At 29.2% G+C, this 13293-nt stretch carries 14 protein-coding genes; 5 read left to right on the top strand and 9 right to left on the bottom strand.

Annotated features, from left to right (window positions below):
• The first annotated feature begins 3 nt into the window (after positions 1-3).
• The 3 genes from CF599_RS05295 (at position 4) to istB (ending at position 3307) form a co-directional block, all read left to right on the top strand.
• Positions 4-651, top strand: coding sequence for a hypothetical protein (locus CF599_RS05295; RefSeq protein WP_121965005.1), 648 nt, complete (start codon positions 4-6; stop codon positions 649-651).
• 355 nt (positions 652-1006) lie between these two features.
• Complete coding sequence (istA, locus tag CF599_RS05290; protein WP_121965004.1) at positions 1007-2560, top strand: IS21 family transposase; 1554 nt, start codon at positions 1007-1009, stop codon at positions 2558-2560.
• Positions 2561-2578: 18 nt separating this feature from the next.
• A complete protein-coding gene (gene istB, locus CF599_RS05285) occupies positions 2579-3307 on the top strand; it encodes an IS21-like element helper ATPase IstB (protein ID WP_121965003.1) in 729 nt (242 codons plus the stop codon).
• Between the two features lie 781 nt (positions 3308-4088).
• Here istB and CF599_RS05280 read toward each other — a convergent pair.
• From CF599_RS05280 to CF599_RS05240, 9 genes are all read right to left on the bottom strand, one after another.
• Positions 4089-4916, bottom strand: coding sequence for a hypothetical protein (locus CF599_RS05280; protein WP_121965002.1), 828 nt, complete (start codon positions 4914-4916; stop codon positions 4089-4091).
• 8 nt (positions 4917-4924) lie between these two features.
• Positions 4925-6376: an AAA family ATPase gene (locus CF599_RS05275; RefSeq protein ID WP_121965001.1), complete on the bottom strand. Its 1452-nt coding sequence runs from the start codon at positions 6374-6376 to the stop codon at positions 4925-4927.
• A gap of 20 nt (positions 6377-6396) precedes the next feature.
• Positions 6397-6861, bottom strand: coding sequence for a Mov34/MPN/PAD-1 family protein (locus CF599_RS05270; protein ID WP_121965000.1), 465 nt, complete (start codon positions 6859-6861; stop codon positions 6397-6399).
• Entirely contained in the window at positions 6842-7291 is a 450-nt protein-coding gene (locus CF599_RS05265; RefSeq protein ID WP_121964999.1) for a diadenylate cyclase, read from the bottom strand. Before CF599_RS05265 ends, CF599_RS05270 begins: the two co-directional genes overlap by 20 nt.
• Positions 7281-7919, bottom strand: a complete 639-nt coding sequence (locus CF599_RS05260) for a hypothetical protein (protein ID WP_121964998.1) — start codon at positions 7917-7919, stop codon at positions 7281-7283. Before CF599_RS05260 ends, CF599_RS05265 begins: the two co-directional genes overlap by 11 nt.
• Positions 7909-9597 (bottom strand): ThiF family adenylyltransferase, encoded by a 1689-nt coding sequence (locus CF599_RS05255; protein WP_121964997.1) that lies wholly within the window; start codon positions 9595-9597, stop codon positions 7909-7911. The genes CF599_RS05260 and CF599_RS05255 overlap by 11 nt, the downstream gene beginning before the upstream one ends.
• 3 nt (positions 9598-9600) lie before the next feature.
• Positions 9601-10611 (bottom strand): cyclic GMP-AMP synthase DncV-like nucleotidyltransferase, encoded by a 1011-nt coding sequence (locus tag CF599_RS05250; protein WP_121964996.1) that lies wholly within the window; start codon positions 10609-10611, stop codon positions 9601-9603.
• Complete coding sequence (locus tag CF599_RS05245; protein ID WP_121964995.1) at positions 10604-11623, bottom strand: CBASS cGAMP-activated phospholipase; 1020 nt, start codon at positions 11621-11623, stop codon at positions 10604-10606. Before CF599_RS05245 ends, CF599_RS05250 begins: the two co-directional genes overlap by 8 nt.
• 89 nt (positions 11624-11712) lie before the next feature.
• Complete coding sequence (locus CF599_RS05240; RefSeq protein ID WP_121964994.1) at positions 11713-12012, bottom strand: helix-turn-helix domain-containing protein; 300 nt, start codon at positions 12010-12012, stop codon at positions 11713-11715.
• A 345-nt stretch (positions 12013-12357) separates the two neighbouring features.
• On the opposite strand from CF599_RS05240, the gene CF599_RS05235 reads away from it, so the two are divergent.
• Together CF599_RS05235 and CF599_RS05230 are read left to right on the top strand one after the other, a co-directional pair.
• Positions 12358-12627: a hypothetical protein gene (locus CF599_RS05235; RefSeq protein ID WP_121964993.1), complete on the top strand. Its 270-nt coding sequence runs from the start codon at positions 12358-12360 to the stop codon at positions 12625-12627.
• A 45-nt stretch (positions 12628-12672) separates the two neighbouring features.
• Positions 12673-13185: a hypothetical protein gene (locus CF599_RS05230; protein ID WP_121964992.1), complete on the top strand. Its 513-nt coding sequence runs from the start codon at positions 12673-12675 to the stop codon at positions 13183-13185.
• Positions 13186-13293: the final 108 nt, after the last annotated feature.

Here is a 13293-nt window from a genome sequence, read left to right as displayed (position 1 = left end):
TATATGACAGAAGAACAAAAATTTATAGCTGACTCTATAAGCTATTTAGTTAAATCTGGGTTTTGGGATACTGAAGAGATAGCAGAATTTATCGCTGAAGAGATTCGCGATAATGAATTGGAAGGTACAGTAAGTGACAAATGGATACAAGAAATGATCCAAAAGGAACAGAGACAACTTCTTAAAGCTAGTAAAAACTGGCACGTTCCTACTACTACACAAAAGTTAATCAAGGCATTTGATCAATTAGTCGAACACAATATCATAGCGCTTCACTATACAGGATATACAGTAGATGATGGATATTATGAAGTAGAACAAGTAGAGACAAAACTAGTGGCTAAAGGTAAAAAGTCAGCAGGGATATGCTTCTACCACGAACAAGACTTACAACGTGCGTTTAGAGAGAAAGATCCTTTCTTAACACTTGCATTCCAAGATATGAATTCAGAGAAAGATGAGGACTCTATCGCTGTGGGTAAAAAAATAATAGAGATACTAAATAAAAACGGCCTTCATACCGAATGGGATGAAAGCGCTACTCAAAAGATTTCTATTGTAAACTTCCCTTGGCAACAAACATATAAACCAGAGAATACACTTATCTTGGATTATGATACTGTAGCAGAGACAATGCTAAAAAACGCATAGCTTCATATACACCCAAAATAGGCAAAGACTAAATACTACAAGCTAATTAGTCTATTGCCTATTTTGGGATAAATAAACAGGTTCCAAAAGCCTCAAGTACGACTAAGTAATATGATATTTGGTGATAAAACCGTCACGCTCTTCACGTGGATATTACGGTTCGATTAGTGCCAGTGATTTCGGAGTACTTGTGCCACCTATTTCGGTCAAACCGTGCCATTATTCCGTTTCGAATGGTGCCAATTTCCGGTTTGATTTGTGCCACTAAAAATAACTCTTAAAGTTATTTCGGTTCAAACCGTGCCACTTTGGAAAGTTAATTACATCTATCTTGTTGTTTATAAAACGATAAGAGATGGCTAATAAACTTGATCCAATGGACTTAAAACAAATTATTACCTTGCATTTAGATGGCTATAGCAACCGAAAAATAGCCAATACATTAGGTATTTCCCGCAACACCATTAATACCTATATGCAATTATTTGCTGCTAGTGATTATTCATTAGAGCAATTGTTATCGTTTGAAACACCTCAATTATCAGAGCTTTTCTCAAGTTTTACAACTGTTGATACACAACGTCATAACCAGTTGATGCTGTACTTCGAAACAGTTAATAAAGCTCGTAATCACCCAGGTTTTACCTTTTTATATCATTATAGTCAATACGCTGATACAGTTGTAAATCCCTATAGTTATACTCAGTTTATGGAACACTATAATCGAAAGTATAAAGAGATAAAAGGTTCTATGAAATTAGAACATGAACCTGGAAAAGAAATGTATATCGACTTTGCAGGTAAAAAACTTTCTTATGTTGACAAAAGTACTGGTGAAATAATACCTGTAGAAGTATTTGTAGCTATTCTACCTCATAGTCAATACACCTATGTGCAAGTCTGTCAGAGTCAGAAAAAAGAGGATTTGATAATATGTTGTGCTAACGCACTTAGTTTTTATGGAGGAGTTCCTCTTGCTATTGTATCAGACAATTTAAAATCGGCTGTTTCTCGTTCTAGTAAATATGAGGCTGAAATAAATAGAAGTTTTAAAGACTTTGCTTCTCATTATGGATGTGTTGTAAATCCAACTAGAGCCTACTCTCCACAAGATAAAGCCCTTGTAGAGAATGCAGTTCACCTAGTGTATCAAAGAATATCTTATCCCATTAGAGAAATGACATTCTTTAGCTTAGAAGAACTAAACGCAGAGATACGAAATAGACTAACTTATTATAATCAACTTCTGTTTCAACGCAAAGAAGCAAGTCGTGTAGAGCTTTATCAATCCATAGAAAGACAATACCTTAAACCTTTACCAAGTACTAATTATCAAATCAAGGATTATAAGACAGCTAAAGTCCAAAAGATAGGCTATGTATATTTTTCACCTGATAAGAGCTACTACAGTGTCCCATATCGCTATATAGGGAATCAAACCACTATTCATTACACCAATACTACGGTAGAAATTTATTACAATCATTTGCGCATAGCATCACATAAAAGAAGTTTTGCAAAAGGAATTTATACCACAGATAAGGAACATCTATCTAGTACACATCAGTTTTATTCTAGTTGGAGCCCTGAGTACTTTAAAAAACAAGCTAAAGCACATGGTGAGAATGTGGTTAAGTGCGTTGAAAAAACACTGGATAATGTTGAATATCCAGAGATAGGTTATAAGCGAGTTTTAGGGATTATACAACTACATCGCGGCTATGGTTCACATAGACTTGACAAAGCTTGCGAACTTGCTTTGAAAGAGAATATTGCTACTTATAACCATATTCAAAACATCCTTAAGAACAAGATGGATCTAAACCAAGAAACGATACAAGAACTCAATGCCGATACTCCTCACATCCCTTCACATAATAACATCAGAGGAGCTTCTTCTTATCAATAAACTTTAATAATCAATTATATGGATAACAATCAAACGATCGAAAAACTAAAAGCTATGCGATTAAACGATATGGCTACACTGCACAGCAGACACCTAAAGGACAGTACTACAACATCCTTTACTATAGATGAATACATTGCATTATTAACTGATCACGAATATGAAAACAGACAGAATAGAAAAGTAGAAAGACTAATCAAACAAGCTAATTTTAGGCAAAATGCCAGTATAGCTGATATCAACTACACCCATCACAGAGGTTTAGATAAGAATATGTTTAGCCGATTAGCAACATTAGATTTTATGCTTAAAAAACAAAACATTATCATAACAGGAGCTAGTGGTGTTGGTAAGAGCTATTTAGCACAAGCACTGGGATATCAAGCTTGTTTAATGGAACACAAAGTCCTGTATTTTAATACAGCTAACCTTTTTAATCTACTTAAATCAAGTAAAATAGATGGCACTTACCAAAGAGAAATGAAGAAAATACTCAAATGTGACTTACTTATTCTTGATGATTTTGGATTACAACCCTTTGATAATCTTATTAGGGAAGTACTCTTCGATATCGTTGATCAAAGGTATAATCAAGCCTCAATTGTTCTATCTTCTCAAATACCAGTATCTGCATGGTATCCACTAATTGGCGAGAACACCATAGCCGACGCAGTTTTAGATCGTATCGTAAACTCTTCTCATAGAATTGAACTTAACGGTGATTCTATGAGAAAGACAAACTTTTAAAGTTTGATGTAACTTTTTTTGTATTATTGTAAGACTTTTCAAAGTGGCACCATTTGACCGAAATGAGTGGCACGGTCAGACCGAAATACCCATCACGTATGGTGATTTTACCAAACTCCTTAATATACAACAATTTAAATTAAGAATAACTGCTTTAAATCATATTCTTTATCCGTATAAATTTCGTATTTTGTACCATAATTAAAAGATACGGTACTTCTTCCCCCAAAAACAAGATTGTATAAGTATAAGACGGACAACAAATACTACTATTTGTTGTAAAAAGCGACAGCTTTATATGAACATTTGCTCAAAAGTCAAGAGTACATCCCCATGCTTAACTATAGCGCTAAGGTGATTAATACTCCTGCTTTTTTTAACTAGACTTTACGTAATATAAATATAGTAGCCTAGGCTACAAAACTTAAAAGTAACTGTATGCTACAATTCCCAAGTGAGATAGTAGCCAATTTACTAAATAAACAATCGCGCACAATTATTGTTTATCTCTCTCTTTACTATAACTTGATTAAGGAAATACAGTTGCACAAAAAAACCCTCTACATCTCCCATGTAGAGGGTTTTTGTTGTTTTATTTACCGATACAGAAAGTAATACTATACTAATATACAGTCAATTAGCTACTCTAATTAGTACAGAATAAGTACATTTAGTAATATAAGATACTTTTAGATGTACTTATTTTAATTTTTTCGATAAAATATCTTATATACTTTGATTTACAGGGTTTTGTATGGATTATATGATGCGGATGTGGTGTTTAATTAGAAGGATAATTTATTCTATAATAATTGAAAAAGAAAGAATATTGCGTGAAAATATCCCATAGTCCATTTGTAAATACTTTTAATAGGTTTGTATCTTTTTCAATTTGTGGTGAATGATTTATAGCATTGATAACTATATGTTCATCTAAAGGAAGTTCGTATTGAAAAATTTCATTAATAGTTAAATCCGATAAAGAAAATAAATACCATAATCTTCTAATATGTTGTAATAAGGGTTTATTAAGATTTAAAATATTAATGCCATTTTGGTTTTCTAAATCCTCTAAATAAACAATTGTTCCATCTTTAAGATAAGAAATACTATTATGTATTAAATTAAAAGGCGGAATGAATTCATTGCCTCTCTCTCGATTACAACAAGTAAAACCTTCACTTCCTTTAAATGTTTGTCCATTACATGAAGCGACTATGTTATGATATGCAATACGATGAGGATACTTAGGAAGTATACGTTTTGTAAGCGTATTTATGAAAGTATCCTGAGGCATTACATTGTTTTCTAAAATAGGACTCAGGTCATAATAAAGTTGAAATTCTAGTATATCAGATAAAGCGTAAGGAATAATATGTTCTAATTCTGTATTGTTATCATTTAAGATTTTTCTACTACAGTAACAACATATATTCTCTTGTTCTTCAACAAAGAAAGCTTTAAAAGTTGATACAGGATTTTTTATATCACGAAAATCAATATTTATATATTTACAATCATCGTTATCATTATAAGGAAGCCAATTATTATTAATAAAGTCTTCTACATATTTTATGGCCGAAGTGTTTGTTTTATCTAAATAAATCATAATTAATTTTATTTATTTTGATTTACTCTTTTATTAATTTCCTTATTGATATGAAGATTCTCAGATCCTACTATATCATATAATTTATTTAATAGTTTTTCAGCTTGATCTGATTTGTCATATTTTTTAAGAATCACAATAGTGTCAATTAGTTTATCAATTTCAACCTGTCTATAATTCGCTCCCATAATTTCACTAACTCCATCATTATAGTCAAGACCAAAAGTGTTTACAACTTCTTCAGATGAATACTTGTTTTTCTCTTGTTTTAATTTTATAATTTTATTCTTATCGTTTAATTCTAAATTAGTGATGACTATAGGCGAGTGTGTTGTGATAATAAACTGCAGGGAAGGGAAAGTTGTCTTAAATCTCTGTAAGACATCTTGTTGTAATGCAGGATGAAGGTGTAATTCTAATTCATCAATTAATACTATTCCTTCTGTATTAGTATTTTTATTTAATGTATAAGAACGATACGCAATATCAAAAACAATTGAAATAAGCCTTTTGTACCCCATTGGTAAAGTATCAAAATTCATTATCCTTCCATCTGAAAATGTAAATTCTAAAGTTTTTTTATTCCCTATTTTATGCGCGTCTACTTTAATTAATTCTATATCATATCCTGCATATTCTGAATAGGAATTTGTCTTTTTTGTAAAATTAATCAATATATCTTGCACAAATTTTCTTTCTTCAGGGAATTCTTTAAACACTATAGTGTTTTTAAGTGTAGAAATTGTTTCCTCTAATTTTTGAATTGTATCTTTAGCTTTAACTGTTTCTTCACTATTACCATTTTCTTCAAAAGATTTTTTTGAATTTTCAAGTTTATCAAGTTCATTCAAAAGATTTTTTTCTTCAAAAAAAATCTTATTAAATCGTTCAATCCATATTTCAATACAATTTGTTCTATCATCCCAACCATAATATCCAAAATCTCTTGGTAATATATTATTATTGATAATCTTCTTTACTTTTGCGCCCAAGTTAATTAACTGGTGTGGATATGAGTCAGAAAAAACAGCTAACAAGGGCAAGTTACTAGTTGGATTTTTATTATAGTCAGATAGTATAGTATTTAAACTATTTGAATAATTTGAAGACAGTAAACCTTTTCCTTCACCATTTATTGCCATAGACCAATTAAGTTCACTTTCTTTATAAATAGCAGAAAAAGTATTTTTAATAGGATATTTATAAGTTCTTATTATCGGATCAAAATTAGCTTCTAAAGCATAGAATGCTTTTGCTTTTGAATTATTAGATGTAGAAAGATATAGATCAAAATTTTTAGGTTGAGCAAACATAAAACTCATTCCTCTTCGAATAGCTGATAATATACTCGATTTTCCTGAGCCATTTTTACCAATGAGTACAGTACATTCTTTAGCATATTCTAAACTATAATTTTCGAAACATCTGAAGTTATTGAAAGTAGATTTTATAAGTCTCATTTTTAGTATAATTTATATTATTATTCAATAATAAAGTTTTTATTTTCAATTAATTTACGTTCTGTGTATATTCCTATATATATACTTTTTATCCCTATTATAATCATAAAATGAGTATTGGAGTTTAGTTTATTCTTAGAAATAGTTTTTGTAAAGTTCTTAATGTCAGTTACTGAAGGGGTTGGATTATCTTCTGGGTGAGTATGCCACTCTCCTAAATATATTTCCTTGCCTTTAGATTTCTCAAACTTTTCATTAATAAAAATTTGAGCTGCTTTATATGATCTATTAAAATTATATCTAGATTGTTTATCTGAAACTGTAGGTTCTGAACAGTTTAATATTTCAACTAAGTCTTCGTATAATTTACCAGTAAGAATACCTCCAGACTCAGGTAAATGGACATCATATTGAACATGCTTTTTAAAGATATTCAGAACTATATCCGATAAAGATAGAGTAAAATTATAGCATTCTATATTCATCTATAGTATATTCTTTTCCATTAATAAATATATAAGCTTCCATATTAGAACTAATTGAAATTGTACAAACAATGTTTTTGAGCATCGAACCATAAAAGGCAGTTCTATATCTGCTTCCTTTTTTTTTCTTAGGTTTTATATTAGATATTATAGGTGTTGAAAAATAAAATGAAATATCAGTAAGCTGAAAATCACTATTTATCAAATGAAAACCATCATGACAATCATTGTTTTTGTTACTGATTTTTGTTAAAAAGCTAGAAATATTTTCTGATTCATCGATTAAATTTTTTAAACAACAATTATCATTCATTGATTCAATAGGTAAGTCTAATTTATCTTCATAAATAATAATTCCTAATCCAGTGAAGTCAGATTTATTAGAACTAATTATTAAATCAATTATCTTTATTAGTTTATTATTTTTCATTGAATCGTCCAATTATTTTTTTAGATACTAACTTCACATCTATTGTACCGTTATTTTTTCTCTCATTAAAATAATTACCTCGTAATGATACTATATCAGGAAAGAATTCTAAATAAGCTGTTCCTTTATGATCATTAAATTCTACATTTAAATTTGAGTTATTTCCATAATTGTAATAGAGTGTGTAAAAACCATTTTCTTTCTTCTTTAAAACTTCACAAATAGTCTCAGAGCTTGATGTTAGAATACCTTTTTTTCCGATATAAGTAAAAACATGTATACTAGAGGCATTTTGGATTATTTCCATAACACACTCTAATTGTGTTGGTTCTTGTGTCTCAGAATCAATATAAGATGAAGTCATAATACCTTCATATCTTCCATTTAAATCAGGAATTTCAATAATGAGATTTGTTATTTCAAATGCCCAAAAATGTGAATCAATTAATTTAATTACTAATGTCATTAAACCTAAAATTGATAAGAACTCAATATAATTTGAGATCTCTTTTAATTTAGGAAATTGCATTAAGAAATCGTCTAGCTGTAAATAAATAAAATTACAAAATATTGCTAAAATTACAATAAAGGAAACTAATGTACTTGTTTTATAATTTTTAAAATTCATTTTCTATAATTGTAAATTTTTTATTTTTATATATTCCTTCAAATTCAAAACCTAAATTTTCTAATTCATCAATATTTCCAATCCAAGAAAATATTTTAGAAGTATTGTTATTTTTTTCAATCATAAGATTATAGAGTATCACATTTATACTACTCAAAAATAAATTTAAGTGCATATCAGAATATGGCATATATCCTGTTTGACAGGAACCTTCTCTTTTTGATAAGTTTTGATTCTTTTTTAAAACATGATAAGGATATTCATTGATTAAATCTATTCCTTTTTGAAAATCATCAGGACGTAAATAGATTAATTGACCACTTGCCATGTATGGTTCAACCCAGATTAGAATTACAGGTTTATTAGATGTTATATTAATAAAATGTTCAATTAGATATTTTTCAATTCTTGAAATTCCTAAAATAATAAAACGGTAATCATATTGTTCTAAAGCTGTAGAAGAGTTATTTAAAATCTCTATAATGTTTTTATTAAAACTTAATACTTTGGTAAATGGATTTTTTGACAAGATTTCGTTTTTACTAATAGAAGCTTTAAATTTATTTAAATAATTAAAACCAAATTTATTTCTAAATACATTTTCAACTTTCAGAATATCGGGGTCTATAATACAGTATTCCGAAATTGAAAACTTAGTTAAATAATGTAAAAGATTCGAGCCAACGCTACCTAAACCTATTATTGCTACCTTTAGATTTCTATTAATTTCTATTCCACTAGTTCTAACATCTAATCTCTTAGGAGAGATATTAGCAAAACTGATTCGTTCAATATAATATTGCTCTGACAATTTTAAATTTAAAAACTGCCAATTTGATAAAGGTCTAAATCCTTTAATTGCTTTATTAATAATTGGATAAGACCATCCAAATAGCTCATTATGATTGTTTTTAAAAACAACTAGAAAATCATGTGCTTTTAACTTATTAATTTCATTTTTAAAATCACTATTGCCATCTAGGAAATCTAATGATTTATGAATAGATGAATCATAGGGTGGTTTAAAGTCGTCAAATTTTGCTGAATAAACTTGGAGTTCAAGATATTTAATGTTTCTAAATTTTAAATAATCTTTAAACAAGGTAAATTCGTCACTTTCATTATATACCAAGTATTTATAAATACCAAATTCCTGAACAAACTTAATTCCTTTTAAGTTTTCAAAATTATCAGAATCGATTAAAGCGAGCCCTATTTCTTGTGATTTATCTTTACTAGAATATTGAATATCCCAGTAAGCTTGAAACTCTTTTTCAAATTCACCATTTAAATAATTTTCATCATCAGCACCTCGCAGAATCTTTTTTGCATTAGAAATTAATTGTACAACAATTTGAGGTAACTCTTCTACATTAAAATAGAAACTATCACTTTCTTCAGTAATACAAATACTTAAATCACCATTTATATGTGGAAGATATTTTATTTCTTCGTATGATTTTTCATCAATATATATTTTAGGTAAATAAACAGAATAAGGTTCTTTAAAGGCAATGTATAACTGAATTATCTTTAAACCATTATTTAAAGACAATTCAGTTTCAACTAATATAACTTGATTATATTTTTTAATAGTATTGTTTCCTACAATATCTTTTGTGTTTATAATCTTAGTATTCTCAGTTTTAGAAATTAATTCACGTACCTTATCAATCATAAGTTATGCAGATTTATTATCAAATCCAATTTGATCTGGGCTAGAGAAAATTTTTGCAGATGATTTTGAATCTTCTTCTTTAATAGAAGAACATGGAAAACGATCACCTAAATGTTTTTGCCATTTGGCGCAAGCATCTTTTTTAGATTCTAGCTCAATCGCTTGGTCACCAGATTTTATAAATGAATCTAAAGCATTTAGAAAATTTTCTTTAGTAGTTTTAGCATTATATTTATCTAAAAGATTCTCATTCTCATCTATAGTTGGCCTATAACAGTCGTAATAAGCATAATCAAATCTAGTGTCATCAATTTCTTTTTGGATAGCTTTCATTGTTTCTAGTAAAGAGATATCATCTCTTTCATCTTGTACAAAATTATTTGAAGCTAATATTGTAAATATCATTCCACTAGGAAATCTCAATTTTGCGTTATCATCTTGTTTCTTATCTGACCAAGCTTTTAGATATCTAACTATTCTTTTCAACTGTGGCTTACCATTAGCTTGCTCATCAAACCATTTCTTAAAAGCGTAAGGATCACTTTGAATCCATCCTTTCGATAAATGTGCTAATTCAGGAACTTCATCATCTAAAGTAAATTCATCATCCGATTTATCTACTTTATAATAAATTGGTAAATCAACGTGATAATCACTTTTATAGATTACTCTCACGCAAGTGTTCTTATCTAAACTTTCGGAGCTTGTTCTATTTTTAACTGCTTCAAAAATCCAATTATGAGCAGTTTGAGGTGTCGGTCTATCTTCTTTTTTTCCGAAAATATAAACACCATCGTCTAGATCAAATTCATTAGATATTGGTTTGATTGTAGTGTTCATCATAAAAGAACCTTGTCCTTTAAAACTTACGGAATGTTTTTCTCTTTTATCGTTAAAATATTTTTTTATATCATCTCGAATTGAATTTCTGGATTTTCTAAGTGAGGTTTTTTTAGTAGAATTCAGTTTAACGATATCATTAAATTCTATAAATGTATCATGTAAATTAGCCATTAGTTATATAGGTTTTTGGAGTTGTGAAAAAATATTTTATTTCTGGTGTTTTTTCATATATTAAAGCTTGATCATCTGCTTTAATTTTCATTAAATTGTATGCTTCTTTATTAGCTACATCTAATTGGACTATACTTTCTTGTTCTTTCGAAATGGCAGCAGATGGTATACGCGTGTATTCAATGTCTATATCAGATATTTCTTTAACTTTTGAAAGAAAAAAATCGGTAAAAAAAGATTGACCATTCATGGATGTTTCAAATAAATTGGCTCCCCAATCTTTAAAAGACCTTTCATTCTTTAATCCTGTGGCATTTCCACCAGTAATGCTCAAGCTACTTAATGATAGTATTTTAATGTTTTTATACTCTTTATCTTTTCCAACAAAATTATTTAAGGCTTCTAAGAGACCAACTAATGTTGGGTTGTTAGCCCAAACACCTCCATCAATAAATTGTTCATTATTATAATATGGTAACTCAGCCATTGGGAAGTATGTTGGAGCTGCAGATGTAGCCAAAGCTATATCAACCATCTTAGCTCTATTGTCACGAGACAAGTTACCTTCTTTATGATCATATTTAAACACTTTAGGTTTCGCTTCTGTCACGGAGTAGCTAGGTATGCATAATAGATTATTTGCATTACCAATTATTTTATCACCAAATATCTCATCTAATGATTTTTTTAAGCCTTCATTTTCAAATTTTCCTTTCCATAATATTTGTTTAATTCCTCGTTTGCTAGTTTTTCCTAAAAATGGAATTTTGAATTCTTTAGAACTAGGAAATATAATTTCTCCTTTATCTTCATAGAATTTGCAAATATTTTCAGCAGTAATTAAACTAGTTAAAGCAAGAGCAATAAGACCACCTGTTGAAGTACCACAAATCATATCAAAATGATCTGATGTTTTGCATTTGAATTTTTGTTCAAATTTTTCAAGTATTCTTGCTGAGTATAAACCTTTTATTCCACCTCCGTCTATTGAAAGAATTTTAAAAGTTTTCATAAAATAAGATTTTAGTGCTAAAATAGCATTTATAAAAATAAGAAACTAAAAGAAAAGAGTAAGACTATTATAAAATTGAGAGAAGTTACTTACTTTATACGCTCTTCTTCAATCTCCCAAGTCAGCTTAGCATCCAAAGTATTCAATACTTTTAATAATGTCGTAATCTTTACATTAGATGTATTATTCTCAATTTTTGAAATCTGAGCTTTTTGAACTCCAACGAGCTCACCAAGTTGAGTTTGAGTAAGTCCTTTCTCTTTTCGGATAGCTTTAATTTTTGAACCTATCAATTCAAATTGAATCTTAGATTCGAATAAATCTCTCTTCTTCGTGCCAATAGAACCTATTTGTTCTTGAATAATTTGATCTAATGGATATGTTTTCATTTTTGGATAAATTAATAAGTACTAAATTAACCATAAGTTTCTTATTTAAGAAACTTATGGTAACGAAAAACTATGAAATTATTAAAGCTTGTGAAAAGAAAAAGACCATTTTCAGTATTACCTATAATTTCCTACATTTGCGTTAGAAAATATTACAAACAAGCGTGAGCTGTCGTTTTGGTAACGGAAAACTAGGAATCTTCTCAATACACCAAAAAGCGACAGACTTACGCCCGTGCCTTATATTGGCGTGGGCTGAGTCGTCGTGGTGTAAGGTATCCTAGTACCTCCGTTTCCGATTGATTTTAGTTCCACGCTTTTTTATTAACTACAAATCAAGGCACTATGAAAAAATCAGTATTCTTATTATCAATTCTATTCTCTATTACATCAATAGCACAAGAGAAAACAAAAAAGCAATTAGCGGAAGAAAGTCTAAAACGTATGCAACAGCGTATAGAGGCTTTCTATAAAGAAAGAAACAAACAAGACAGTATCTTTAATGCTAATCTAAATGCAAGAGAGCAAGATTCAACTCATCGTAGTGATCTACAGATCTTTCAAGATGCATTTAAACAAGAGAAAGATTCGACACGTCAAGAAAGGAAGAATTAGACTGATAAGGATATGTTCAATAGAAACTTTAAAATCTAATTGCTGATGAAAACAAAAGAATATTATTCAGTTATAGTTCCACTAATCAACTTGATTTTAACAAGTAGTAAAGAAGTCGTCATTGAAGATGAATGGATCAAATTATCTGAAGGGTACTTTTTATCTATGGAAGAGTATGCTCAAGCAAAACAAAGTAAACACTTCTACCAGTGTATTCATCAGTTTTTGGAGTCAATAACACAACAGCAAAAAGCCGATATCATCAAAATCATAGTTGAAAATGATGTGTTATTGACGACAGCAATATTTTCTGTTCATATAGAATCTAAGAAGCCATTAAACGTTAATCAAAATAACGAAGCGTTATTCAATAAAATGATGTTTGACTTCTTAAATGGTAGTAACGTTGATCCTATTATCTACAGAGTACTTTATTTGTATTTAGAGAATCTACATAGGTTAGATATAAAGGAGCTTTTCATTTCTAAAGATGAATACGAGAGAGTTTTGAGATTTAATGCTAAAGAAAGAAGTAATGAAGATATTTTGAATCAATAGCGTCCTAAACGCTTAAAAAAAGGCAAAAAAAAAGAGAGTAAATTAAGGATCTCAAATTATCTTTGAGTTGCACACCAAAAAACACTCTCTCTATGACAAATGTAACTT

This window comes from Myroides sp. N17-2 (assembly GCF_002286775.1).
Classification (GTDB): Bacteria; Bacteroidota; Bacteroidia; order Flavobacteriales; family Flavobacteriaceae; genus Flavobacterium.
This window is presented reverse-complemented; position numbering and strand designations above follow the sequence as displayed.

Coding starts and splice junctions, on each gene's coding strand:
- CF599_RS05295 (WP_121965005.1), top strand. CDS start 4: ATGACAGAAGAACAAAAATTTATAGCTGACTCTATAAGCTATTTAGTT.
- CF599_RS05235 (WP_121964993.1), top strand. CDS start 12,358: ATGAAAAAATCAGTATTCTTATTATCAATTCTATTCTCTATTACATCA.
- CF599_RS05230 (WP_121964992.1), top strand. CDS start 12,673: ATGAAAACAAAAGAATATTATTCAGTTATAGTTCCACTAATCAACTTG.
- istB (WP_121965003.1), top strand. CDS start 2,579: ATGGATAACAATCAAACGATCGAAAAACTAAAAGCTATGCGATTAAAC.
- CF599_RS05245 (WP_121964995.1), bottom strand. CDS start 11,623: ATGAAAACTTTTAAAATTCTTTCAATAGACGGAGGTGGAATAAAAGGT.
- CF599_RS05280 (WP_121965002.1), bottom strand. CDS start 4,916: ATGATTTATTTAGATAAAACAAACACTTCGGCCATAAAATATGTAGAA.
- CF599_RS05270 (WP_121965000.1), bottom strand. CDS start 6,861: ATGAATATAGAATGCTATAATTTTACTCTATCTTTATCGGATATAGTT.
- CF599_RS05275 (WP_121965001.1), bottom strand. CDS start 6,376: ATGAGACTTATAAAATCTACTTTCAATAACTTCAGATGTTTCGAAAAT.
- CF599_RS05265 (WP_121964999.1), bottom strand. CDS start 7,291: ATGAAAAATAATAAACTAATAAAGATAATTGATTTAATAATTAGTTCT.
- CF599_RS05240 (WP_121964994.1), bottom strand. CDS start 12,012: ATGAAAACATATCCATTAGATCAAATTATTCAAGAACAAATAGGTTCT.
- CF599_RS05250 (WP_121964996.1), bottom strand. CDS start 10,611: ATGGCTAATTTACATGATACATTTATAGAATTTAATGATATCGTTAAA.
- CF599_RS05260 (WP_121964998.1), bottom strand. CDS start 7,919: ATGAATTTTAAAAATTATAAAACAAGTACATTAGTTTCCTTTATTGTA.
- CF599_RS05255 (WP_121964997.1), bottom strand. CDS start 9,597: ATGATTGATAAGGTACGTGAATTAATTTCTAAAACTGAGAATACTAAG.
- istA (WP_121965004.1), top strand. CDS start 1,007: ATGGCTAATAAACTTGATCCAATGGACTTAAAACAAATTATTACCTTG.